Here is a 26,154-nt window from a genome sequence, read left to right as displayed (position 1 = left end):
AACCGTCAGGTGCGGCGCGCCCTTCGCATAAGGATCGCCGCACTGCCAGGAACACCATGAAGCTCGAACACCCGGATCGTCTGATGAACCGCACTCCTCTCTCGCTCGCCGCGCTCGAAGTGCACGACGCCTTCGCTGAACGGCACATCGGCCCGGACTCGGCCGACCAGCACGCCATGCTCGAAGCCCTCGGCTTCGCGTCGCGCGCCGCACTGATCGACGCCGTGATTCCGAAGACGATCCGCCGCACCGAGCCGCTGCCGCTCGGCCCGTTCGCCCAGCCGAAGAGCGAGGCCGAAGCGCTCGCCGCGTTGCGCGAACTCGCGGACAAGAATCAGGTGTTCCGCTCGTACATCGGACAGGGCTATTACAACGCCCATACGCCGACGGTGATTCTGCGTAACGTGCTGGAAAATCCGGCGTGGTACACCGCGTACACGCCGTATCAGCCGGAAATCTCGCAAGGCCGTCTGGAAGCGCTGCTCAATTTCCAGCAGATGATTGTCGACCTGACCGGTCTCGCGATCTCGAACGCGTCACTGCTCGACGAAGCCACTGCGGCGGCTGAAGCCATGACGCTGCTGCAACGCGTGGGCAAGCCGAAGTCGAACGTGTTCTTCGTCGCCGACGACGTGTTGCCGCAAACCATCGAAGTGATCAAAACGCGCGCCACGCCGGTCGGCATCGAAGTGAAAGTCGGCCCAGCCGCCGAAGCCGCGAACGCGAATGCATTCGGCGTGCTGCTGCAATATCCGGGCGTGAACGGCGACGTGCGCGACTACCGCGCGCTGACCGAAGCCATCCACGCCGCGGGCGGCCACGTGGTGGTCGCCGCCGACCTGCTCGCGCTCACAATGCTCACGCCGCCCGGCGAATGGGGCGCGGACGTGGCCGTCGGCAATACGCAGCGCTTTGGCGTGCCGGTCGGCTTCGGCGGCCCGCATGCCGCGTATCTCGCGGTGCGCGACGAATTCAAGCGCCAGATGCCGGGGCGCCTCGTCGGCGTGACCGTCGACGCGCAAGGCAATCCCGCGCTGCGTCTCGCGCTGCAAACGCGCGAGCAACACATTCGCCGCGAAAAGGCGACCTCGAACGTATGTACCGCGCAAGCGCTGCTCGCGATCATGGCCAGCATGTACGCCGTGTATCACGGCCCGCGCGGGCTGAAAACCATCGCGCTGCGCGTGAACCGCATCGCCTCGCTGCTCGCCGCCGGCGCGAAGCAATTGGGCTACACGCTCGTCAATGACACGTTCTTCGACACCCTCACGTTCGACACCGGCGCGCGCACGCAAGCGCTGCTCGACGCGGCCACCGCGAAGCGCATCAACCTGCGCCGCGTGAGCGCCACGCAAGTGGGCGTATCGATCGACGAAACCACCACGCGCCACGATCTCGCCGATCTGCTCGCCGTGTTCGCGCAAGCCGCCTTCACGGGCGACGTGCCGCAAGTCGACGCGCTCGACGAACAGCTCGCCGCATCGAACACGGCCTCGGTGCCCGCCTCGCTGGAGCGCACGAGCGAGTACCTCACGCACCACGTGTTCAACCGTCATCATTCGGAAACGGAAATGCTGCGCTACTTGCGCAGCCTGTCGGACAAGGACCTCGCGCTCGACCGCTCGATGATCCCGCTCGGCTCGTGCACGATGAAGCTGAACGCGACCTCGGAAATGCTGCCGGTCACGTGGCCGGAATTCGGTCAGATCCATCCGTTCGCGCCGGCTGAGCAAACCGTCGGCTACCGCGAAATGATCGATCAGCTCGAAGCGATGCTGGTCGCCGCAACCGGTTATGCCGCCGTTTCGCTGCAACCGAACGCGGGCTCGCAAGGCGAATACGCGGGCCTGCTGATCATCCACGCTTATCACGCGTCGCGCGGCGAAGCGCATCGCAATGTCTGCCTGATTCCGGCTTCGGCGCACGGCACGAACCCGGCGTCGGCGCAAATGGCCGGCATGCAGGTCGTGGTGGTGGCGTGCGACGCGCAAGGCAACGTCGATATCGAAGATCTGAAGAAAAAAGCCGCGCAGCACGCTGACAAACTCGCGGCGATCATGATCACGTATCCGTCCACGCACGGCGTGTTCGAGCAGAACGTGCGCGAAATCTGCGAGATCGTGCATGCGCACGGCGGCCAGGTTTATGTGGACGGCGCGAACATGAACGCGATGGTCGGCCTGACCGCGCCGGGCCAGTTCGGCGGCGACGTTTCGCACCTGAACCTGCACAAGACGTTCTGCATTCCGCATGGCGGCGGCGGACCGGGTGTCGGTCCGGTCGCGGTCGGCGCGCATCTCGCGCAATTCCTGCCGAACCAGATTTCGTCGGGCTATGAACGCGCGCCGAGTGGCATTGGCGCGGTGTCGGGCGCACCGTACGGCTCGGCGTCGATCCTGCCGATTTCGTGGATGTACATCGCGATGATGGGCGCGAAGAACCTCACCGCCGCAACCGAAACCGCGATCCTCAATGCGAACTACGTCGCGAACAAACTCGCGCCGCATTATCCGGTGCTGTACTCCGGCCCCGGCGGACTCGTCGCGCACGAGTGCATTCTCGATCTGCGTCCGCTCAAGGAAACGAGCGGCATCACGGTCGACGACGTCGCGAAACGCCTCGCCGACTACGGCTTCCACGCGCCGACCATGAGCTTCCCGGTGCCGGGCACGCTGATGGTCGAGCCGACCGAATCGGAATCGAAGGAAGAACTCGACCGCTTCATCGAGGCGATGATCGCGATCCGCGAGGAAATCCGCGCGGTGGAAGAAGGCCGCTCGGACCGCGAAGACAATCCGCTGAAGCACGCGCCGCACACGGCCGCAGTCGTGATCGCCGACGAGTGGAAGCATGCGTACGCGCGCGAAACGGCGGCGTATCCGCTGCCCACGTTGATCGCGAAGAAGTATTGGCCGCCGGTCGGCCGCGCGGACAACGTGTACGGCGATCGCAACCTGTTCTGCTCGTGCGTGCCGGTCGCCGATTACGAATAGAACCTGCCGTTTGCGCATCGCCCGCGCGTGGTAAGCGGGCGGTGCGCGGTTCTGTCGCTTGAGGCCGCAAACGGCTAACATCACACACCGAATCAGCCCAACGAGGAGTTTCGCATGGTGCGAAAGGTGCGATTGATGCAAAGCCCGGCCGAGGCGACGCGAAACCAGACCTGGCGGCAGGCGTGCGCGTTACTGGTCGCCGGCGCCGCCATGCTGCTGCCGCTGCGGCAAGCGTACGCCGCGATGAATTTTTGCGCGGCGCCCGCGTGGCAAACCAGCGAGCGCACGAACGCCGATCCGGGTGTGAAGTCTTTGGTGAGCAATGTGCTGGCGCATCTGAACGACCCGCCGCATGCGCAAGCCAAACTGCATACCGAGGGCACGCTGCCGCACGAGGGCATTTACGACCAGAGTGTCGAAGCGGAAAAAGATCTCGATTTGCTGCGCGACGCCGCGCTCGCCTGGCGCGCCACGAGCGACGACCGCTATCTGAAGCTCGTGGACCGCCTGCTGTATGCGTGGGTCACGACCTATCAACCGAGCTTCAATCCCATCGACGAAACGCATTTTGAAGGGCTGATTCTCGCGTATGACATGACCGCGAGCGCGTTGCCCGTGAAAACGCGCAACGCGTCCATGGCGTTTCTCACGAAGCTCGCGAACGGCTATATCGCGCAGATCGACCAGCAGCCGCGTCCATTGAAAGGCACGTACCGGAACAATTGGCAAAGCCATCGGATCAAACTGATAGCCATGGCCGCCTTCACGCTCGACAACCGCAAGATGATCAACGCGGCGCAGCGTCTTTTTGTCGAGCACGTCGGCGACAACATCGAGCCGGATGGCTCGACCGTGGATTTCAGCGAACGTGACGCGCTGCACTATGTCACGTACGACTTGCAGCCGCTCGTCACGGCCGCGCTCGCCGCGCGCCGCCACAACCGCAACTGGCTACCGGAAAAGGGCGTGAACGGCGCATCGCTGCAAGCCGCGCTCAACTGGCTCGCGCCGTATGCGGCCGGCAGCAGGACGCACGAGGAATTCGTGCATTCGAGCGTCGCATTCGACGCGAAACGTCGCGAAGCCGGCTTGCCCGGCTACACGGGTCAGTGGGACCCGAAAAACGCGGCGGAACTGTTTCATCTGGCGGCGCGCCTCGACGGGCGCTATACGCCGATCGCGCGGCAACTCGCATCCACACCGCCCGCGTGGCTGGCCGTGTGTTTGCCGATGCCGGCGCGATAAACCAACTATTCATCAGCAGGAGCAGTCAATGGCAGTCAGCGTGTTCGATCTCTTCAAAATCGGCATTGGTCCGTCCAGTTCGCATACGGTCGGGCCGATGCGCGCGGCGCTGATGTTCGTTCAAGGGCTCGAACGCGACGGGCTGCTGGCGAACACGGCGTCGGTAAAGGTCGATCTGTACGGCTCGCTCGGCGCGACGGGCAAGGGCCACGGCACGGACCGCGGCGTGATGCTCGGCCTGATGGGCGACGCGCCCGACACCGTGAATCCCGACACGATCGCAGAGCGGCTCGAAGCGGTGCGCGCGACGCGCAAGCTCGCGCTGCTCGGCACGCATGACGTGCCGTTCGTGCAGAAGGAGCACATTTCGTTTTACCGCCAGGCGCTGCCGGAACATCCGAACGGCCTCAAGCTGCGTGCTTTCGATGCGCAAGGCGAGACGTTGCGCGAGTCGACGTATCTGTCGGTGGGCGGCGGTTTCGTGGTGACCGCGGGCGCGCCGAACACCAAGGTGCTCGGCGCTGTCGATCAACTGCCGTATCCGTTCCGCACGGGCAACGAGTTGCTGGCGCTGTGCGCATCCACAGGGAAAAGCATCGCGCAATTGATGTGGGAAAACGAGCGTGCCTGGCACACGGAAGAGGAAACGCGCGCCGGCCTGCTGAAAATCTGGGACGTGATGCAGTCGTGCGTGGCGCGCGGCTGCGGCATCAACAACCCGGATGCGGACGGCCATTTGCCCGGCCCGTTCCAGGTCAAGCGCCGCGCGCCGCAGTTGTATCGCGCGCTGTCGGGCAATCCTGAACTTGCGCTGCGCGATCCGCTTTCCATGGTCGACTGGATCAATCTCTACGCCATTGCCGTCAACGAGGAAAACGCCGCCGGCGGCCGTGTCGTCACCGCGCCGACCAACGGCGCGGCCGGCATCATCCCGGCTGTGCTGCATTACTACACGCGCTTCATGCCCGGCGCCAACGAGCAAGGCGTGATCGACTTCCTGATGACCGCTGCCGCGATCGGCATTCTGTACAAGCTGAATGCGTCGATCTCGGGCGCGGAAGTGGGATGTCAGGGCGAGGTGGGCGTCGCGTGCTCGATGGCCGCGGGCGCGCTCGCGGCGGTCATGGGCGGCACGCCGAAGCAGGTCGAGAACGCGGCGGAAATCGGCATGGAGCACAACCTCGGGCTCACGTGCGATCCGGTCGGCGGGATGGTGCAGATCCCGTGCATCGAGCGCAATGCGATGGCGTCGGTGAAAGCCGTCAACGCGGCGCGCATGGCGTTGCGCGGCGACGGCAGCCACTATGTATCGCTCGATTCGGTCATCAAGACCATGCGCGAAACCGGCGCGGACATGAAGACGAAGTACAAGGAGACGTCGCGCGGCGGGCTGGCGGTGAATATCGTCGAGTGCTGATGGCGGTCTGTTTGGCGGCGCACGGAACGCGGGCTCAGGCCCGCGTTTTTTTTTGGCACATTCGCGAGGCCGCGCATTGCGCTGCGCCGTGACAGTGAGCGCGCTGTCGGCGTAAGCTGTCGAAGCGCCGCATCGGCTGCATGTCCAGCCGATGCGGCCATGTGACTGTACTCACGCATCCTCAAGCAACCTCACGCACACTCATGCACTGCCAGGAGACCTCATCGCAATGTCGCTGCCGAATGCTGCTGTTTCCGATACTTCCGCCACGCAAACCACTGGCGCGCGCCTTGTTGTCGATGCCTTGCTGACGCATGGCGTCGAGCGCGTTTTCTGCGTGCCCGGCGAGAGCTTTCTCGCGGTGCTCGATTCATTGCACGATGAAACCGCGCGCATCCAGACCATTGTCTGCCGCCACGAAGCAGCGGCCGCGAATATGGCGGAAGCAGTCGGCAAACTGACCGGCCGTCCTGGCGTCGCGATCGTGACGCGGGGACCGGGCGCAACGCATGCGTCGATCGGCGTGCACACCGCGTTTCAGGACTCCACGCCGATGATCCTGCTGATCGGCCAATGCGCGCGCGAGCATCTCGAACGCGAGGCTTTTCAGGAGATCGACTACCGGCGCATGTTTGGTCAGATGGCGAAGTGGGTCGCGCAAATCGACGATCCGAAGCGCATTCCCGAATTTCTGAGTCATGCGTTTCACACGGCGACTTCCGGGCGGCCCGGACCGGTGGTGTTGTCCCTGCCCGAAGACGTGTTGAGCGATGCGTGCGACGCCGTGCCGGGCGCGCCCGCTTATCAGCGCGTGGCGGCGTCGCCGTCGGCGGCGCAAATGGAGAAGCTGCGTGAGCTGCTCGAAGGCGCGCAACGGCCCATGGTGATCGCGGGCGGCAGCGGCTGGACCACCGCGGCGTGCGCGGACTTGCAGCGCTTCGTCGAAAACTGGCAATTGCCGGTCGGCCTCGCGTTCCGCTTCCAGGACACGCTCGATAACGAGCATGCGAACTATGCCGGCGACGTCGGCCTCGGCATCAATCCGGCGCTCGCGCAGCGTATCCGCGACGCCGACGTGCTGCTTGCACTCGGCCCGCGCCTTGGTGAAGCCACGACCAACGGCTACACGCTGCTCGACATCCCGAAGACGAAGCAGACGCTGGTTCATGTGCATCAGGGCGCGGAAGAGTTGGGGCGCGTGTATGCCGCCGATCTGCCGATCGTCTCCGGCATGCCCGAACTCGCGGCGGCGCTCGCCGCACTGAAGCCTTCATCGAAGAAACTGGCGTGGGCGGGCGCAGCGGAAGAAGCGCATCGCGCCTATCTCGAATGGCGCAAACCCCGTCCCATTCCCGGCGATGTGCAAATGGGCGAAGTGATCCAGCAGTTACGCGCGCATCTTCCCGACGACGCCATTCTCACGAACGGCGCCGGCAATTACGCGACGTGGCTGCATCGGCATTTTTCGTATCGGCACTATCGCTCGCAGCTTGCACCGACGAGCGGCGCGATGGGCTACGGCGTGCCGGCGGCGATCGCGGCGAAGTCGATGTACCCGCAGCGCGCGGTGGTAGCGCTCGCCGGTGACGGCTGTTTCATGATGGCCGCGCAAGAACTCGCGACGGCGATGCAGTACGACCTGCATGTGCTTTTCATCGTCGTGAACAACAGTCATTTCGGCACGATCCGCATGCATCAGGAACGGCATTATCCGAACCGCGTGCACGGCACCGGACTCACGAATCCGGACTTCGCGGCGTTCGCGCGATCGTTCGGCGCGCATGGCGAAACCGTCGAGCGGACCGAAGATTTTTTGCCCGCGCTGCGGCGTTCGCTGGAGGCAAAACGCGCGGCGGTAATCGAGATCCGCATGCCGCAGGAGGCGAGTACGCCGGGCTTGACGCTCGAACAGATTCGCGAACAGGGGAGAAAGTTGCGAGGCGAGTAGACGGCTGACTTCAACCCGAACTCCGCGACTGCGCCCATAAAAAACCCCGCCGAAGCGGGGTTTTTTGACGACGTCAAAGCAAGCGGCAAAAAACCAGCTTACTTGCCGCCCACGCTTTGCAGCGTCGTCCACTTACCGTCGACAACCTTGTACAGCGTGATGCCGCCGTTCTTCAGGTCGCCCTTCGCGTCGTACGCGAGGTTCGACGACGTCACAGCCGGCATCGACGTCTTCGCGAGCACCGGCAGATACTTCGCCGGATCGGTCGAGTTTGCCTTCTTCATGGCGGCGAACATGGCCATTGCGCCGTCATACGCGTACGGCGAGTACGTTTGCACGTCTTCGTTGAAACGCTTCTTGTACTTCGCGACGTAGTCCTTGCCGCCCGGCATTTCTTCCAGCGGCAGGCCGGCGAGCGATGCCACCGTGCCGTTCGCCGCGTCGCCCGCGATCTGGATGAACGTCGGCGTGTGAACCATTTCGCCGCCCATCAGCGGCGCCTTGATGCCGAGCGCCTTCATCTGCTTGACCATCGGCGCTGCTTGCGAGTCCGCGCCGCCGTAGTAGATCAGATCCGGGTTGACCGACTTCACCTTGGTCAGGATCGACTTGAAGTCCACAGCCTTATCGTTCGTGTATTCACGATCGACGATCGTACCGCCCGCCGCCTTCGCCGCTTTTTCGAACTGATCGGCCAAGCCCTGGCCGTACGCCGTGCGGTCGTCGACGATCACGATCTTCTTCACGCCCAGGCTCTTGACCGCGAACGCGCCGGCGACCGAACCTTGCTGCGTGTCGGACGTCATCATGCGGAACGTGGTCTTGAAGCCTTGTTGCGTGTATTCAGGCGCCGTCGCCATGGCGATTTCCGGAATGCCCGCGTTCGCGTAGATGCGCGAAGCCGGAATCGTGGTGCCCGAGTTGAAGTGGCCGAGCATGCCCTTGATGCCGTCGTCCACCAGCTTCTGCGCGACGGTCGTGCCGGTGCGCGGGTCAGCCTGGTCGTCGGCCGAATCGAGCACGAAGCGAACCTGCTTGCCGCCGATCACCGGCTTCGAGGCGTTCATGTCTTCGACAGCCAGCGTGATGCCGTTCTGGAAGTCCTTGCCGTAGTGCGCCTGCGCGCCCGTCATCGGACCGGCAAAGCCGACTTTCACGTCTTCCGTGGATTGAGCGTTGGCCGTCCCCGCCACCGACATTGCCGCCACCAGTGCTGCGCCGGCCAGCTGTTTCATCTTGTGTTGCATATCTTCTCCTTGGTACCAGGTGTGGATGGAGCGGTTTCGGGATCGCCGTACCGCTTCCGTTTTAATGACCGCCCCCAATCCTGGCGCTTCGCGCCAGGCCCTCCGAAGAGGGCAAGAAAACTTGGGGGCGGCCCAGCGTTTCTTGCGTGGGATCGGTGAGGTTCGCTCAGCCGATCGTCATCAAATTCGCATTGCCGCCTGCAGCCGCTGTATTCACGCTGACCGAGCGCTCCGTGAGGAGACGTTCGAGCGCGTAGTCTTCGTCGCCGCTTTCCAGCGCACGCGACGCAACGCCTTGCACCGACACGATCGGCCCTGGGCGCTTCGCCACTTCCTTCACGAGCGTCAGCAGTTCGTCGCTATCGCCTTCGAACAGCACGGCGTCGAAAGGCGCGTCGGCGTTCTTGCGCACGCTCGCATAAGACTTCAGCGAAGCGGGCAATTGCGCCACCAGTTGTTCACCCGCGGCGCCCTCGAACATCGCCCGATTTCCCGTAGCCAGCGCCGCGGCAAACTGCACGCGCGCGCCGCTTGCGGTCGATGCAATGCACAGCACCGTGCCGCGCGCGCCCAGCGTGTATGTGTTGCGCTCGCCTGTCGGCCCCGACAGCACCGCGGTCGCGCCCGCCGGCATGTGCGACAGATAACCGTCGCAGCGCGCGGCCAGCTGCGGCTCGCGCTCGGCGATCAGCCAGTCGCGCAGCGCCGTCAACGCGGCGGACGGATTGTCGCGCTTTTCCACGCCTTGCGGAACATCCGCGACGAGCGACTGCGCGAGCGACTTCGGCAAACCCGCCGGGCGCGTCGAGAGCAAACGTTGCAGATACAACGCGCCACCCGCCTTCGGACCCGTGCCCGACAACCCTTCGCCGCCGAACGGCTGCACGCCGACCACCGCGCCGATCACGTTGCGGTTCACGTAGATGTTGCCCACGTGCGCGCGGCTGATCACATGCGCGATGGTTTCGTCGATCCGTGTGTGAATGCCGAGCGTCAGACCGTAACCCGTCGTGCGGATCTGTTCGAGCAGCGTGTCGAGCTGGCTGCGGCGATAACGCACCACGTGCAGCACCGGGCCGAACACTTCGCGCGTCAATTCGTCGATGCTGTCGAGTTCGATCAGCGTCGGCGGCACGAACGTGCCTTGCGCGCAGTTTTCCGGCGTCGTCAGCTGCTCGACCTTGCGGCCTTTCTCGCGCATCGCGGCCACGTGCGCGTCGATGCCGCGCTTCGCTTCGACGTCGATCACCGGACCGACGTCGGTCGACAGCCGGTCGGGATTGCCCACGGTCAATTCGCGCATCGCGCCCGTCAGCATTTCGAGCGTGCGGTCCGCGACATCGTCCTGAAGACAAAGAACGCGCAGCGCCGAACACCGTTGACCGGCCGAATCGAATGACGACTGCAACACGTCCGCCACCACCTGCTCCGCGAGCGCCGACGAGTCGACGATCATCGCGTTCTGGCCGCCCGTTTCGGCGATCAGCGGAATCGGCTTGCCTTCCGGATCGAGACGGCTGGACAGCGTCTTGTTGATGAGGCGCGCGACTTCCGTCGAGCCCGTGAACATCACGGCGCGCGTGCGCGCATCGGAGACCAGCGCGGCGCCGACCGTTTCGCCGTCGCCCGGCAGCAGTTGCACCGCGCCGGCCGGCACGCCGGCTTCGCGCAGAATGCGCACGGCTTGCGCGGCGATCAGCGGCGTTTGCTCAGCCGGCTTCGCGAGCACGGTGTTGCCGGCGGCAAGCGCGGCGGCCACCTGGCCCATGAAAATGGCAAGCGGGAAATTCCACGGGCTGATACACACAACCGGTCCGAGCGGACGATGCGTGTCGTTCGAAAACTCGCTGCGAATCTGCGTGGAGTAGTAGCGCAGGAAGTCGATGGCTTCGCGGATTTCCGACACGGCGTTCGCAAGCGACTTGCCCGCTTCCCGCACGACGAGACCCATCAGCGTGTGCATTTGCGCTTCGAGCAGATCGGCGGCGCGCGCGAGGCAATCGGCGCGTGCTTCGACGGGCGTCGCCTGCCAGATCGGCGCGGTGGCGACCGCGTGCGCCAGCGCCGCGCTCACATGTTCCGCGCTCGCTTCGACGACCGTGCCGACCAGATCGCGATGATCGGCCGGATTGCGCACGTCGCGTGGATTGCCCGGCGCGATCTGATCGTCGGCCAGCATCGGCGCAGCGCGCCACGGATGATTCGCGCTCGCGAGCAGCGCCGACGACAGCGACGCGAGACGATGCTCGTTCGACAGATCGAAGCCCATCGAGTTGAAACGCTCCGCGCCGTACAGATTGCGCGGCAGCGGAATCTTCGCGTGCGGCGCGCCGAGCGGCGCGATCTTCGAGGCTTCTTCGACTGGATCGGCGATCAGTTCCTGGATGGCGACGCTTTCATCGGCGATGCGATTCACGAACGACGTGTTCGCGCCGTTCTCCAGCAGACGCCGCACGAGATACGCGAGTAGTGTTTCATGCGTGCCGACGGGCGCATATACGCGGCACGGACGGTTCAGCTTGTCGCGGCCCGTCACTTCCTCGTACAGCGGCTCGCCCATGCCGTGCAGGCACTGGAACTCGTACTGGCCCGGATAGTAGTTGTTGCCCGCGAGGTGATAGATCGCGGAGAGCGTGTGCGCGTTGTGCGTGGCGAACTGCGGATAGACCGCGTCCGGCGCGCCGAGCAGCTTCTTCGCGCACGCGAGATACGACACGTCCGTGTAGATCTTGCGCGTGTAGACCGGATAGCCTTCGAGGCCGTCCACTTGCGCGCGCTTGATTTCGGTGTCCCAGTACGCGCCCTTCACGAGACGCACCATGATGCGGTGACGGCTGCGGCGCGCGAGATCGACGATGTATTCGATCACGAACGGGCAGCGCTTCTGGTACGCCTGCACCACGAAGCCGATGCCGTTCCAGCCTTGCAGTTCGGGATCGAAGCACAGCGCTTCGAGCAGATCGAGCGACAGCTCCAGACGGTCGGCTTCTTCGGCGTCGATGTTCAGGCCGATGTCATAGCGGCGCGCGAGGATCGCGAGCGAGCGCACGCGCGGCAGCAGTTCGCTCATTGTGCGTTCCTGCTGCGAACGCGAGTAACGCGGATGCAGCGCCGAGAGCTTGATCGAAATGCCCGGGCCTTCGTAAATGCCACGGCCGCCGGCGGCCTTGCCGATCGCGTGGATCGCCTGTTCGTACGATGCGTAGTAGCGCTGCGCGTCGGCTTCGGTCGTGGCCGCTTCGCCGAGCATGTCGTACGAGTAGCGGAAACCGCGCGCTTCGTATTTGCGGCTGTTCGCCAGCGCTTCGGAAATATTCTCGCCAGTGACGAACTGCTCGCCCATCAGGCGCATCGCCATGTCCACGCCCTTGCGGATGAGCGGCTCGCCGCCGCGGCCGATCAAACGTGTGAGCGCCGACGAAAGGTTCGTTTCGCTGTTCGTCGTGACGAGCTTGCCGGTGATCATCAAGCCCCAGGTCGCGGCGTTGACAAACAGCGACGGCGCCTGGCCGACGTGCGATTTCCAGTCGCCCTTGCTGATCTTGTCGCGGATCAGCGCGTCGCGTGTCGCCCGGTCGGGAATGCGCAGCAGGGCTTCGGCGAGACACATCAGCGCGACGCCTTCCTGGCTCGACAGCGAGAATTCGTGGATCAACCCTTCGACGCCGCCGCCACGGCTCTTGCCGCGCAGCGTTTCGACGAGCTTGCCGGCGAGCGCCTGCACGTCGCCCGCGAGCCGCGCCGGGACGCGCGCCTGACCGAGCAGGAACGGCAGGCATTCCGGCTCGGGCCGGCGATAGGCGGCCGTGATCGCCGCGCGCAGCACCGATTGCGGTTGCACGTTTTGCGCGAAGTCGAGGAACGGATGCGCCGCGCCGTCCTCGTCCTGTTCAACGGTCGCGCCGTCGGCCATATCGGCTGAGCCTGCCGCGCCCGACAATTCAGGCGGCAGTTGGCCCTGCTCGATCTTTTCGAGGTACGCAAAAATCGCCTGCTTGATCAGCCAGTGCGGAGTGCGTTCGAGGCGGGTAGCGGCATCTTTCAGCCGGGAACGCAGGAGGTCGTCGACCTTGACGCCAAGAGTGGTGCTAGCCATGTTTCCTTCTCGGATACCAGACGAAATGCTGACGAAAGACTAAAAGTTGGCGAATCGTACGCCTCCCAATAAAAAGGTGCAACCAAAGTTGAAACTTGGTTGCACCTCGATGAATCCCTTGCGGGACGGGCGTTTGCGCCGGTCTGCGTCACGCGCGCCGATGGCGCTCAGGATCGGTATTTTCCCTGGCGTGATTCTTTTGCGCCGAGCCCTTATCAAACGCGACGGCGCGCCGTTATAGAAGACATGGTGCGCGCGGCGTCGTGGCGCGAATAAAACAGCACGGGGTGGGACATCGAAATGGAAAAGTGGCTGGTTGTGTTGGGCATCTGGGCAATGTGCGCAACCTGCGCGGTGCTGTTCATCCGCGGCGCGACGGGCGGAGCGGCCAAACGCGCGTCCACCGAAGAACGCGCACGCGCCAAACCGCCCGCATCGGCTGGCGACGCCCCCACGCATTGAACGATCGAGCGCAGTTCGCGCGGCGGCATCGAGCGCAATGAAGTGAACCGTGAGACTCATCATGCATTGTTCCACCGACCACCGATTCTCCGCGCGCTATCGGCAACTTGCGACATGCTGCGCGCACGTTTCGTCGCGGGCATCGGCGGTGTTGGGGACTCGCTCCGCGACGCGCGTCGCGGCTTCTGCCGCAAGCTATTCCAATCTGGTGCGAGCGCGAGCGCGGACCGCGCGCGGCCGGTGCCGCTATTGACGGACTGGGGCTGGTGTCGGCCTGGTGTCGGCCTGATGTCGGCCAAGTCCGCCGCGCGAGTGCAAAGCGGCTTGGGCGCGGCTCAAATGTCGAGCGGATCGACTTCGAGATTCCAGCGCAAGACGCCCTTCAAATTGCGCAGCAAGGGCTGCCATGCACGCAATGTGGCTTGCAGCGCGGCACGCGATGCGCTTTCGATCAGCAGTTGCGCGCGGTGCACATGCATCACCTTGACGATGGTGAGCGGCACGGCGTCATAGACGGTCACGCGCCCGGCGGCGGCAATCCCCGTCAGTTCGGCGGCGGCCTGTTGCAGGAAAGCCAGCGCGGCTTCGAGCGTGCGCCCCTCGGCGCGCAACAGCGCCTGATAGACGAACGGCGGCAGATGCGCGTCGCGCCGTTCAGCCAGCGTCGAATTAGCAAAGCCGACGTAATCATGACGCCCAAGCGCGTGATAAAGCGCATGACGCGGATAGCGCGTCTGCACCAGCACCTCGCCCGGCAAACCGCCACGACCGGCACGACCGCTCACCTGCATCAATTGCGCGAAAAGGCGCTCGCTCGCGCGAAAGTCGTGGGAAAACAGCGCAGTATCGGCATTCAGCACGCCGACCAGCGATACGCGCTGAAAGTCGTGCCCCTTTGCGATCATCTGTGTGCCGACCAGAATGTCGATCTCGCCCGCGTGCACGTCGGAAAAAAGCGCCTGAGCGCTGCCTTTGCGGCGCGTGCTGTCAGCGTCGATCCGTAACACCCGCGCGCCCGGCACGGCGTTCGCGAGCGTCTCTTCCACGCGCTGCGTGCCGCGGCCCATTGGCGCGATGTCCACATTGCCGCATTCCGGGCACGAGCGCGGAATGCGCGACTCCCATCCGCAGTGATGACAGCGCAGCGCCCGCTCGGGCTTGTGCAGCACGACGTAGGCGCTGCAACGCGGACAGCCTGAGACCCAGCCGCAGGCGTCGCAGGCGAGCTGCGGCGCGTAGCCCCTTCGGTTCAGGAACACGAGGCTCTGCTCGCCGCGCTCCAGCCGCGTCTTCAGCGCGGCGATCAACGGGCCGGACAAACCTTCCACCGAGGCCCGTCCGCGGCGCCGCTCGTCTTCGAGATCGATCAGGCGGACGGTGGGCAGCACGGCGTCGGCCACCGCGCGGCGCGACAGCGTGAGCCGCTTGTAGCGCCCCTGATCGGCCTGCCACCAGCTTTCCAGCGACGGCGTGGCGGAACCGAGCACGACGGCCACGCCGAGTTGCTTCGCGCGGTAGATGGCGAGATCGCGCGCCGAGTAGCGCAGACCTTCCTGCTGCTTGTACGCGGGATCGTGCTCCTCATCGACCACGATAATGGCCAGCCGCGGCAGCGACGCGAGCACCGCGAGGCGCGTGCCCAATACGATGCGCGCCCGCGCCGTGTGCGCGGCGAACCAGTTGCGGGCGCGCTCGCCTTCCGCGAGACCGCTGTGCAGCGTGACGATGGCGGTGTCCGCGAGGGCCGCGAAGCGCGCGCGGAAAGCCGCCTCGAACTGCGGCGTCAGGTTGATTTCAGGCACCAGCACGAGCGCTTGCGCGTCGGGGTTCGCGGCGAGAATCTCGGCGAGCGCGCGCAAATACACTTCCGTTTTGCCGCTGCCGGTCACGCCGTGCAGCAGGAATGGCGCGAAGCCGCGCGCGTCGCGGATCGCCTCGACGGCGACGGCCTGCTCGTCGGTGAGTGTAGGCAGCGTCTGCGGCAGCGTTTCCGTGGACGCCGTGGGCGGCAGCAGAGCGGCGGCATCGACGACTTCAAGCTGAACCCAGCCGTCGGCCTCCCATGTGGCGAGCGTCGCGATGGCTTTCGGGTGAAGCGCGCGAGCGTCGGCGGCGGTGAGGAACTCCGTGGCGGCGAGCGCCTGCGCGAGGTTTCGCAGCGCGGTGGCGCGCGCCGGCAACGCTTCGGGCAACGTCGCTCGGCCTTCAGGCGTCAGTCTGTAGCGCTCTTCGGGCGCGAGCAGGCGCGTCCAGCGGGAGGCATCGCGCAGCGCCTGAGGCAGCGCCGGCAACGCCACTTCGCCGAGGCCGCGCTGGTAGTAATCGGCGGCGAAAGTCGCGAGCGCCAGCCATTCGGCCGACAGCGGCGGACATGCGCCACAAAAGCTGTCGACGGTGCGCAGCCGATCGGCGGGAACGTCACTGTGAGCCGTCACTTCGCACACCAGCCCCACCACGTGACGCTTGCCGAATGGCACGCTCACCAGCATGCCGGGAACGGCCGGCTCCGACGCGCCCCAGCGGTAATCGAACAGAGTCGGCAGCGGATGATCCAGCGCGACGCGGACAAACATTTCGCTCATGCGGCGGCGAAGAGATTCGTGCGGACCATGCGCGGCATAGTGGCGCACCGAACAGTCGGCTGCGTGCGGCCATGAGCCGCGTCGTCGAAGTTAAAGTAAAACTTCAATTTCGCCGTTAAGTTTTGGATCCGGCTGAACAATTGATCGCGCCCCGGCTTGCCTGTGGATAACTTTGTTGAGAACTTCGCTCCGACGGCCCGCAAACCGCGTGGCTGCGGCCTTCTGTGGGGTTCCGCACATTTCTCGAAAATGCCGTGAAACCCTTGCCAGACAAGGCTTGGATCAAAGACGGAGGTCCTGTGCAAGGGTCGGGACACGACTAAAGCTTCTACCGCGCCGCAGCGTGATGAATGTGTATAAGTCAAGACTTGACAACCGCAAGACCGCCGCCCAGCGGCCCATTCAGTACAAGATTTCCCTTAGGGGGAGAGCCCACCACGCTGCGCCGCAACATGAAACGGTAAAAAGTACAGTGTCACGAAGGAATGTGGGCGCCGCTACGAATGGCGCGGCTGTGTCGATGCACTTCGTCGACGAGTTCGGCGACGTTTTCCGGCGGCGTGAACTGCGAAATTCCGTGCCCGAGGTTGAAAACGTGGCCCGGATGGTTGCCGAAACTGTCGAGCACGGCTCGCGCTTCCATGCGGATCGACGCCGGCGGCGCGAACAGCACAGACGGATCGATATTGCCTTGCAAAGCCACCTTGCCGCCGACGCGCTCGCGCGCTTTGTGCAGATTGACCGTCCAGTCCAGACCGACCGCGTCCACGCCAATTTCGGCGATTTCGTCGAGCCAGAGTCCGCCGCCCTTGGTGAACGTGATAACCGGCACTTTTTCACCGTCGTGCTCGCGCTTCAACTGGCTCACGACCTGCTGAATGTAGTGCAGCGAGAAACGCTGGTAGGCACCGTCCGCGAGCGCACCGCCCCACGTGTCGAAAATCATCACGGCCTGCGCGCCGGCGTCGATCTGCGCGTTCAGATAAGCCGCCACGGAACTGGCGTTGATCTCCAGAATGCGATGCATGAGATCCGGCCGCGCGTAGAGCATGGACTTGACGGTCCGGAAGTCCGCCGAGCCGCCGCCTTCGACCATGTAGCACGCCAACGTCCACGGGCTGCCCGAAAAGCCGATAAGCGGCACGCGCTGATGGCCCTGCGCGTCGGTCAACGCCTGACGGATTTCGCGCACGGCGTCGGTCACGTAGCGCAGCGTGGCGTCGATGTCGGGCACGGCCAGGCGCGCGACGTCGTCTTCCGTGCGCACCGGGCGCGCAAATGTCGGCCCCTCGCCCGCGACGAACTCCAGCCCCAGGCCCATTGCGTCCGGCACCGTCAGAATGTCGGAAAACAGAATGGCGGCGTCGAGCGGATAGCGCTCGAGTGGTTGCAGCGTGACTTCCGTGGCGAACGCGGGATTTTTCGCCAGCCCAAGGAAGCTGCCGGCGCGTGCGCGCGTGGCGTTGTATTCGGGCAGGTAGCGGCCCGCCTGCCGCATCAGCCAGACAGGCGTGTAGTCGGTCGGCTGGCGCAGCAGCGCGCGCAGGAAAGTGTCGTTCAGGAGTTTATGGGCCACGTTGCAAGCGACTGAAGGCAAAGGGGCATTTTACCGGACCACGCCCACCACATCTCGCTTGATGCGGGCAATAAGTCTGGCGCGGCGCTCGTCGACATTTTCCCCGACGGGAGCAGCGGCGCAACCTGGCCGAACGGCCAATGTTCAACCGCGAATTGCCGGGCTATCATCCGACAGCCTTACAACAACACAATGAAGGAGACTCAATGAAAAAGGCAGCACTCGCACTGCTCGGCGCTCTGGTGGGCGTTCTCATGCACACCGGTTCGGTACAGGCCGAGACCGCGGGCGCGACTGCGGCCCCGGCCGCTCCGCGACTCGACGAAATTCTGGCTCGCGGCACGCTGCGCGCCTGCACGACGGGCGACTACAAGCCTTACTCGTACTACAAGGGCGACGGCCAGTTCGAAGGGATCGACATCGACATGACGGAGTCGCTGGCGAAATCGCTCGGCGTCAAGACGGAGTACGTCAAGACGTCGTGGTCGAACCTGATGAATGACTTCGTGGCCAAATGCGACATCGGCGTGGGCGGTGTGTCGCCGACGCTGGATCGGCAGAAGCGCGCGTTTTTCACGCAGGCGTATATGGTGGACGGCAAGACGCCGATTGTCCGTTGCGACGACGTGAACAAGTACCAGACTGTCGCGCAGATCGATCAGCCGGCGACCCGCGTGATCGTCAATCCAGGCGGCACCAACGAACGTTTCGCGAAGCAGTTTTTTTCGCACGCGAACCTCACCGTCTATCCGGATAACGTGACGATCTTCAAGCAGATTCTCTCTGGCAAGGCGGATGTGATGGTCACGGATGCGTCCGAAACGCTGCTCCAGCAGAAGCTCAACCCGGGTCTGTGCTCGGTGCATCCGGACAAGCCGTTCCAATACGGCGAAAAGGCGTGGCTGCTGCCACGAGGCGATGTGGCGTTCCAGCAATACGTCGATCAGTGGCTGCATCTGGCGCGCGCAACCGGGGAATATCAGGCCGTGTCGGACAAATGGTTGAAGTGACGCACGAGGCTTTCGGTCGCCGTTTTTCGGGCTCGCCTGACAACGCGGCGGTCCGAAACCTGACGGCGTCTGGTTTGTCAGTTCAATCGTGTAACGCTGCCTCGATACGCGGGGCGCGAGTAACAATCACGCGGGCGTGCGGGCTTTGCTGAACCGGCCCTTTGCCGCTCGTGCTTTATGCACTGTTTCACGCACCATTTTGTTGCGGCGCACCGCGATCCGCCAGTGATCGTCTGAAAATTGAGTTGTGAATGCGAACTGATTGTAACCGCAGCGATTTTTTATCGAAAAGATGAGGATGCAACCATTTCATGCGGAATCAACTGAATGGTTTATGCGGCGCTATGCTTCTCGAATATCGTTAAACGAGCGTATTAATTTGCCGTCGAATCACAGGTAAAAACTACGTTTCGAACAGTCGAAAATTCGCAATAAATCCCGCAGCGCCTTATCTGGCGGGCGTTACAACCTGAAACACTTTGTTACGGCCTTCTTGAGTTAATTCGCCCACAATGCCCTCAACGGTTTCAACACGGATGTGGCTGGGTGCGTGGTGTGAGCGGATACGATGCACTTGCCGGTCGGCTCATGCCGAAGCCCTGTGAAGGGGCATCCCTGCTGGGGCCGTAGTCGACGCTGGGTCGTCGTCTCAGTCGGTTCCTACTTTGGTCTCCTCGCGCTAACCCCGTAGCGTGTGGTTTTTAGCGGGCTCCAGGCCCGCTTTTTTTCGTCTGCCCAAACGTTTGCTGTCAGCGCATTGGCGACTATTGTTCGCTTTTGGCCGCCATTTGACCTTCGCTTTTAAGTCACACTTTTGAGTCGCAGCGCGAATGTACGCAAAAACGCCGCCCGAAAGCGGCGTTCAACTCAGCGGCTCAGGTGTCACGCCCCGAATCAAGCCGTCTTACCTTCCTGCAATTTAAGCTCGCTGATCATGCGCTCCCGCATGACGAACTTCTGCACTTTGCCGGTAACGGTCATGGGAAGCTCGTCGACGAAGCGAATGTACTTCGGCACCTTATAGTGCGCGATCTGGCCATGACAAAACTGCTGGATCTCTTCGGCAGTCGCCTGTTCGCCTGAGCGCAGCACGACCCACGCGCACACTTCTTCGCCGTATTTCGCGTCGGGAATGCCGAACACCTGCACGCTCTGAATTTTCGGGTGACGAAAGAGATATTCCTCAATTTCGCGCGGGTAGATGTTTTCGCCGCCGCGAATCAGCATGTCCTTCAGGCGGCCGACAATGTTGCAATAGCCTTGGGCGTCGAGCGTGGCCAGGTCGCCGGTGTGCATCCAGCCATCGACGATACTTTCGCGCGTTTTCGCCTCGTCGCCCCAATAGCCTTGCATGACCGAATAGCCGCGCGTGCAAAGTTCGCCGGTTTCGCCGACCGGCACGATGTTGCCGAGCGGATCGACGATCTTCACCTCCAGATGCGGCTGGATGCGGCCAACCGTGGTGGTGCGCTTGTCGAGTGGATCGGTGGTCGAACTCTGAAACGACACCGGGCTCGTCTCAGTCATGCCGTACGCAATGGTGATCTCGTTGAGATGCATTCGGGAGACGACCTTTTTCATCGTCTCAATCGGGCATGGCGAGCCGGCCATGATGCCGGTGCGCAGACGCGAGAGGTCATACGTGGCGAAGTCCGGATGATCCAGCTCCGCGATGAACATGGTAGGCACACCATGCAGCGCCGTGCACTGCTCTTCCGCGACGGCCGCGAGCGTCGCGGCCGGGTCGAAGGCCTCGCCCGGAAACACCATGTTCGCCCCGACGGAGACGCAGGCCAGCACCGCGAGCACCATCCCGAAGCAGTGATACAGCGGAACGGGAATGCACAGGCCGTCCTGCTCGCTCAGATTCATCGCGATCGCTATGTAGCGCGCGTTGTTGACCACGTTGCTATGCGTGAGGGTCGCGCCCTTAGGATTGCCGGTCGTGCCGCTCGTGAACTGGATGTTGATCGCCTCATGGCACGAAAGGGTCGCGCCGACCTGATCGAGCCTGGCGATGTCGAGCGCGGCGCGGCCCTGCTCGATCACCTCGGAGAAGCTCAGCATGCCCGGCGTTTCCGTGTCGCACATGCGAATGACGTAGCGCAGTTCGGGCAACCTCGCCGCGTGCAGTTGTCCGGGCGCCTGCGTGGCGAGTTCGGGCGCGAGCTGCTGGAGCATTTCCAGGTACATCGACGACTTGAAGCGCTCCGCCGCAACGATCGCCTTGCAGCCGACCTTATTCAGCGCGTATTCGAGTTCGGCGAGCCGATACGCTGGATTGATGTTGACGAGCACCGCGCCGATGCGCGCCGTCGCGAACTGGGTCAGCAACCATTCGACCCGATTCGGCGACCAGATGCCGACGCGATCGCCCTTCGTAATGCCAAGCGCCAGAAAGCCGGCAGCGAGCACATCCACTTCGTCGGCGAACTCCTTCCATGTCCACCGAATTCGCTGCTCGCGGAACACCACGGCTGGCCGGTCGGGAAAGCGCTCGGCGGTGGCGCGCAGAAACTCGCCGATCGTCGCCTCACTCAACGGAATCTCGGTCGATCCGCGAACATACGACAGCCCGTCTTTCGGTTCGATGATTGCGCCTTCGCCTGACACTTGCGTTGCCATGGTGCTGTCTCCGTGAGCGAATTGCCCTATTGAAATGAATTTGAAATCGATTGTGCCACCGGCCTGTGTCCGTCCGGCATCAAGTCTTACCCGCAGCGCGTCGACTTGCACGGCTACTCGCCCGTTGGATCATGGGCTGCGGACACACAATTTCCGTGACCTTTCCGTAAACGTCAAGTGAAGGTCAAAAAAAAGCAGCCACGCGGGCTGCTTTCTCTCTGATACGTGTTGCTTAGCTTTGACCGCGCAGCTTGCGCAGACGCTGGATCGCAGCGAGCTGAGCCGTCGCGTACGCCAGTTCCGCCTGCGCGGTGGCGTATTCGAGGTTCGAGCCCGTGTTCTGCAGCGCTTCTTCCGCACGCTTGCGCGCCTCTTCGGCCTTGGCTTCGTCGAGATCCTTGCCGCGGATTGCGGTGTCGGCGAGAACCGTCACAGCGCCCGGCTGGATTTCGAGAATGCCGCCGGCGACGAACACAAACTCTTCCTCGCCGTTTTCAGCTTCAATGCGCACCGCACCCGGACGAATCCGCGTGATGAGCGGCGTGTGGCCCGGCAGAATGCCGAGTTCACCTGCTTCGCCCGGCAGCGCGACGAACTTCGCCTGGCCCGAGAAGATCTGCTCTTCCGCGCTGACGACGTCTACTTTAATGGTTGCCATAAGTGTCGACTCCTGTCGACGAGAACCGGCGCTTTAACGCTGACTCTCGTCCCATGCAAGGCTGGGTTGAGCGTAGTGAGGGAGCCGGTTTTACGCACGGATGCTGTAGCAGCATCCGTTGAGCGCGGACGCCGGCGCCCGCTTCGTTACACCCGACCTTTACTGGATCTTCTTGGCCTTTTCGAAGGCTTCGTCGATCGTGCCGACCATGTAGAACGCCTGTTCCGGCAGGTGGTCGCACTCGCCTTCAACGATCATCTTGAAGCCACGGATCGTTTCCTTCAGCGGAACGTACTTGCCCGGCGAGCCCGTGAACACTTCAGCGACGTGGAACGGCTGCGACAGGAAACGCTGGATCTTACGAGCGCGCGCCACGGCGAGCTTGTCTTCCGGCGCCAGTTCGTCCATGCCCAGAATCGCAATAATGTCGCGCAGTTCCTTGTAGCGCTGCAGCGTTTGCTGCACGCCGCGCGTGATCGAGTAGTGCTCTTCGCCGATCACGTTCGGGTCGATCTGACGCGAGGTCGAATCGAGCGGGTCAACTGCCGGGTAGATACCCAGCGAAGCGATGTCACGCGACAACACGACCGTTGCGTCCAGGTGGCCGAAAGTCGTAGCCGGCGACGGGTCGGTCAAGTCGTCCGCAGGGACGTACACGGCCTGAACCGACGTGATCGAGCCGGTCTTGGTCGACGTAATACGCTCTTGCAGCTTGCCCATTTCTTCAGCCAGCGTCGGCTGATAGCCCACTGCCGACGGCATACGGCCGAGCAGTGCCGACACTTCGGTACCGGCCAGCGTGAAACGGTAGATGTTGTCGACGAAGAACAGCACGTCGAGGCCTTCGTCACGGAAGTGCTCAGCCATCGTCAGGCCGGTCAGCGCGACGCGCAGACGGTTGCCCGGCGGCTCGTTCATCTGGCCGTAGACCAGCGCGACCTTGTCCAGAACGTTCGAGTCCTTCATTTCGTGATAGAAGTCGTTCCCTTCGCGGGTACGCTCGCCAACACCGGCGAACACGGAGTAACCACCGTGTTCCTTAGCGATGTTGTTGATCAGTTCCATCATGTTCACGGTCTTGCCCACGCCGGCGCCACCGAACAGACCCACCTTGCCGCCCTTTGCGAACGGGCAGATCAGGTCGATAACCTTGATGCCGGTTTCGAGCAGCTCGGTCGACGGCGACAGTTCGTCGAACGCCGGAGCCTTCTGGTGAATGCCGCGAACCACGTCCGAGTTGATCGGACCGGCTTCGTCGATCGGACGACCCAGCACGTCCATGATACGGCCCAGCGTCGGCTTGCCGACCGGCACGCTGATGGGCTTGCCGGTGTTCTTCACGACCGTGCCACGACGCAGGCCGTCCGATGCACCCAGACAGATGGTACGGACGACGCCGTCGCCCAGCTGTTGCTGGACTTCGAGGGTCAGTTCCGAACCTTCGAGAATGAGCGCGTCGTAAACCTTCGGCATGTCCGAACGCGGAAATTCCACGTCGATCACCGCGCCGATGCACTGTACGATCTTGCCTTCTACCAAAGCAGTAGTACTCATCGCTTTTCCTTTAGATACTCAATTCTTCACTCGCGCAAAGGCGCTGTTTCGATGGGCGTCGCCTGGACGGGTGCGCCACGAGGGCGCACACGAGGCGGCGTGCCTGACCATCAAGGTCAGACTGCCGCCGCGCCACCGACGATTTCCGACAGTTCTTTCGTGATCGCGGCCTGACGGCTCTTGTTGTACACAAGTTGCAGTTCGTTGATGACCGTCTTCGCGTTGTCCGAAGCGGCCTTCATTGCGACCATACGGGCCGATTGCTCCGATGCCATGTTTTCCGCAACGGCCTGGTACACCAGCGCTTCGACATAACGCACGAGCAGTTCGTCCACCACGGCTTGCGCATCCGGCTCGTAGATGTAATCCCACTGCGTGCTCGGCACCGTGCCGTCTTCTTCCTTGCGCTCGAACTGATCTGCCGCCAACGGCAGCAGTTGCTCGATTACCGGCTCCTGCTTCATCGTATTGACGAAGCGCGTGTACGCGAGATACACCGCCGAAACCTTGCCTTCCGAGTACAGGTCGAGCTGCACCTTCACCGCGCCGATCAGCTTTTCCAGATGTGGCGTGTCGCCCAGATGCACGACATTCGACACCACCTTGGCGCGCAAACGGTTCAGGAAACCCAGACCCTTGGTGCCGATCGCAGTTGCTTCGATCGTCTTGCCCTGGCCTTCCAGTTCCTTGAACTTCTGCAGCGACGCACGCAGCACGTTGGTATTCATGCCGCCGCACAGACCTTTGTCGGTCGTGACGAGGATGATGCCCGCCGTCTTCGCGCCTTCGTTCGCCACCATGAACGGGTGACGATACTCGGGGTTCGCACGGCTCATGTGTGCAGCGATGTCGCGGACCTTGTCGGCATACGGGCGAGCAGCGCGCATGCGCTCCTGAGCGCGGCGCATCTTCGATGCGGCCACCATCTCCATCGCTTTCGTGATCTTTCGCGTGTTTTGCACGCTCTTGATCTTGCCGCGAATTTCCTTCATTCCAGCCATTGCTTGCTCCTTGTCGGCCCGAGTGAGCGGTTCTGTGCTGAACTCGGGTCCCATGCAAAGCGATCAAAGCAGCGCGGGAGCATTCACATGCGGCCCGCGCCGCTTCAAGGTCCTTTTAGGCCTTGCGGATCACTCGCAGATCAATAAGCGCCGGACTTCTTGAAGTCTTTGACGGCCGTGTGCAGCAGGCCTTCGTCGTCCTTCGAGAGTTCCTTGTTGTCTTCGATGCGCTTGACCAGGTCAGCGTGGCTCGACTTCAGATATTCGCGCAGACCCTTTTCGAACGAAAGAACTTGCGGCACTTCCAGATCGTCGAGGTAGCCGTTGTTCGCGGCGAACAGCGAAATAGCCAGTTCCCACACTTGCAGCGGCTGGTATTGCGGCTGCTTCAGCAGTTCCGTCACGCGGCGGCCGCGCTCGAGCTGCTTGCGGGTCGCTTCGTCGAGGTCCGATGCGAACTGCGCGAACGCTGCCAGTTCACGGTACTGTGCGAGGTCGGTACGGATGCCGCCCGACAGCTTCTTCACGACCTTGGTCTGAGCCGCACCACCGACGCGCGACACCGACACGCCTGCGTTAATTGCCGGGCGGATACCTGCGTTGAAGAGGTCGGTTTCCAGGAAGATCTGGCCGTCGGTAATCGAGATCACGTTCGTCGGAACGAACGCCGTCACGTCGCCGGCTTGCGTTTCAATGACCGGCAGTGCCGTCAGCGAACCGCTCTTGCCCTTCACTTCGCCGTTGGTGAACTTCTCGACGTAATCTTCCGAGACGCGCGCAGCACGCTCGAGCAGACGCGAGTGCAGATAGAACACGTCGCCCGGATAAGCTTCACGGCCCGGCGGACGGCGCAGCAGCAGCGAGATCTGGCGATATGCCCAAGCCTGCTTGGTCAAGTCGTCATAAACGATCAGCGCGTCCTGACCGCGGTCGCGGAAGTATTCGCCCATCGTGCAGCCGGCGTACGGCGCGAGGTATTGCATCGCGGCCGATTCCGAAGCCGAAGCGGCCACGACGATCGTGTATTCCAGCGCGCCGGTTTCTTCCAGCTTGCGGACCACGTTCATGATCGACGAAGCCTTCTGGCCGATCGCAACGTAGATACAGAAGAGGTTCTTGCCCTTCTGGTTGATGATCGCGTCGACTGCGACGGCGGTCTTGCCGCACTGGCGGTCGCCAATGATCAGCTCACGCTGGCCACGGCCAACCGGCACCATCGCGTCGATCGACTTCAGACCGGTCTGGACCGGTTCCGAAACCGACTTACGCCAGATCACGCCCGGAGCGATCTTTTCGATTGCGTCGGTCTTCTTTGCGTTGATCGGGCCTTTGCCGTCGATCGGGTTGCCCAGCGCGTCGACCACGCGGCCGAGCAGCTCCGGACCAACCGGCACCTCCAGAATACGGCCCGTCGTCTTGACGATGTCGCCTTCCGAAATGTGCTCGTACTCACCCAGAATCACGGCGCCGACCGAGTCGCGCTCGAGGTTCAGTGCGAGGCCGAACGTGTTGCCCGGGAATTCGAGCATTTCGCCCTGCATCACTTCCGACAAACCGTGAATACGCACGATACCGTCGGTCACGGAGATCACGGTGCCCTGGTTGCGAACGTCTGCGCTCGCTTCAAGGCCCTGGATCCGGCTCTTGATCAGCTCGCTGATCTCAGAGGGATTGAGTTGCATTATTCGCTCCTGATAGTCAATTCTGTTGCGTGCCAGCCGCTTCAGCGCCGTGGGCGCT

Annotated in this window: 15 protein-coding genes; 5 read left to right on the top strand and 10 right to left on the bottom strand. The window is 63.3% G+C overall.

Annotated features, from left to right (window positions below):
- Positions 1 to 56 precede the first annotated feature (56 nt).
- The 4 genes from gcvP to VOM14_RS17825 all read left to right on the top strand — a co-directional run bounded on the left by gcvP (position 57) and on the right by VOM14_RS17825 (position 7,603).
- On the top strand, positions 57 to 2,993 hold the full coding sequence (gene gcvP, locus VOM14_RS17840; RefSeq protein ID WP_327630052.1) for an aminomethyl-transferring glycine dehydrogenase: 2,937 nt from the start codon (positions 57 to 59) through the stop codon (positions 2,991 to 2,993).
- 114 nt (positions 2,994 to 3,107) lie between these two features.
- On the top strand, positions 3,108 to 4,238 hold the full coding sequence (locus VOM14_RS17835) for an alginate lyase family protein (RefSeq protein ID WP_327630051.1): 1,131 nt from the start codon (positions 3,108 to 3,110) through the stop codon (positions 4,236 to 4,238).
- 28 nt (positions 4,239 to 4,266) lie between these two features.
- Positions 4,267 to 5,655: an L-serine ammonia-lyase gene (locus VOM14_RS17830; RefSeq protein ID WP_327630050.1), complete on the top strand. Its 1,389-nt coding sequence runs from the start codon at positions 4,267 to 4,269 to the stop codon at positions 5,653 to 5,655.
- A gap of 229 nt (positions 5,656 to 5,884) precedes the next feature.
- The gene (locus VOM14_RS17825; protein ID WP_327630049.1) at positions 5,885 to 7,603 is read left to right on the top strand and encodes a thiamine pyrophosphate-binding protein; all 1,719 of its coding nucleotides are present in this window, start codon (positions 5,885 to 5,887) and stop codon (positions 7,601 to 7,603) included.
- A gap of 98 nt (positions 7,604 to 7,701) precedes the next feature.
- Here VOM14_RS17825 and VOM14_RS17820 read toward each other — a convergent pair whose 3' ends face one another.
- The 5 genes from VOM14_RS17820 to hemE all read right to left on the bottom strand — a co-directional run bounded on the left by VOM14_RS17820 (position 7,702) and on the right by hemE (position 17,566).
- Positions 7,702 to 8,850 (bottom strand): branched-chain amino acid ABC transporter substrate-binding protein, encoded by a 1,149-nt coding sequence (locus VOM14_RS17820; protein ID WP_327630048.1) that lies wholly within the window; start codon positions 8,848 to 8,850, stop codon positions 7,702 to 7,704.
- 166 nt (positions 8,851 to 9,016) lie between these two features.
- Complete coding sequence (gene putA / locus VOM14_RS17815; protein WP_327630047.1) at positions 9,017 to 12,946, bottom strand: trifunctional transcriptional regulator/proline dehydrogenase/L-glutamate gamma-semialdehyde dehydrogenase; 3,930 nt, start codon at positions 12,944 to 12,946, stop codon at positions 9,017 to 9,019.
- Positions 12,947 to 12,985: 39 nt separating this feature from the next.
- Positions 12,986 to 13,471: a hypothetical protein gene (locus tag VOM14_RS17810; RefSeq protein WP_327630310.1), complete on the bottom strand. Its 486-nt coding sequence runs from the start codon at positions 13,469 to 13,471 to the stop codon at positions 12,986 to 12,988.
- Positions 13,472 to 13,743: 272 nt separating this feature from the next.
- Positions 13,744 to 15,990, bottom strand: a complete 2,247-nt coding sequence (locus tag VOM14_RS17805; RefSeq protein ID WP_327630046.1) for a primosomal protein N' — start codon at positions 15,988 to 15,990, stop codon at positions 13,744 to 13,746.
- 475 nt (positions 15,991 to 16,465) lie between these two features.
- Positions 16,466 to 17,566, bottom strand: a complete 1,101-nt coding sequence (gene hemE, locus VOM14_RS17800; protein ID WP_327630045.1) for a uroporphyrinogen decarboxylase — start codon at positions 17,564 to 17,566, stop codon at positions 16,466 to 16,468.
- A 206-nt stretch (positions 17,567 to 17,772) separates the two neighbouring features.
- Here hemE and VOM14_RS17795 point away from each other — a divergent pair, with 206 nt between their 5' ends.
- Positions 17,773 to 18,576: a transporter substrate-binding domain-containing protein gene (locus tag VOM14_RS17795; RefSeq protein WP_327630044.1), complete on the top strand. Its 804-nt coding sequence runs from the start codon at positions 17,773 to 17,775 to the stop codon at positions 18,574 to 18,576.
- Positions 18,577 to 19,470: 894 nt separating this feature from the next.
- Here VOM14_RS17795 and VOM14_RS17790 read toward each other — a convergent pair.
- The 5 genes from VOM14_RS17790 to atpA form a co-directional block, all read right to left on the bottom strand.
- Positions 19,471 to 21,201: an AMP-binding protein gene (locus VOM14_RS17790; RefSeq protein WP_327630043.1), complete on the bottom strand. Its 1,731-nt coding sequence runs from the start codon at positions 21,199 to 21,201 to the stop codon at positions 19,471 to 19,473.
- A 232-nt stretch (positions 21,202 to 21,433) separates the two neighbouring features.
- Positions 21,434 to 21,859 (bottom strand): F0F1 ATP synthase subunit epsilon, encoded by a 426-nt coding sequence (locus VOM14_RS17785; protein ID WP_327630042.1) that lies wholly within the window; start codon positions 21,857 to 21,859, stop codon positions 21,434 to 21,436.
- 159 nt (positions 21,860 to 22,018) lie between these two features.
- Positions 22,019 to 23,413, bottom strand: coding sequence for a F0F1 ATP synthase subunit beta (gene atpD / locus VOM14_RS17780; RefSeq protein ID WP_327630041.1), 1,395 nt, complete (start codon positions 23,411 to 23,413; stop codon positions 22,019 to 22,021).
- A 116-nt stretch (positions 23,414 to 23,529) separates the two neighbouring features.
- Positions 23,530 to 24,414 carry a F0F1 ATP synthase subunit gamma gene (atpG, locus tag VOM14_RS17775; protein ID WP_327630040.1) on the bottom strand — a complete coding sequence of 295 codons (885 nt, stop codon included), beginning with the start codon at positions 24,412 to 24,414 and terminating at the stop codon, positions 23,530 to 23,532.
- Between the two features lie 140 nt (positions 24,415 to 24,554).
- A complete protein-coding gene (gene atpA / locus VOM14_RS17770) occupies positions 24,555 to 26,096 on the bottom strand; it encodes a F0F1 ATP synthase subunit alpha (protein ID WP_327630039.1) in 1,542 nt (513 codons plus the stop codon).
- Positions 26,097 to 26,154: the final 58 nt, after the last annotated feature.

Origin of the sequence: Paraburkholderia sp. MPAMCS5 (assembly GCF_036016995.1) — a bacterium.
Classification (GTDB): Bacteria; Pseudomonadota; Gammaproteobacteria; order Burkholderiales; family Burkholderiaceae; genus Paraburkholderia.
This window is presented reverse-complemented; position numbering and strand designations above follow the sequence as displayed.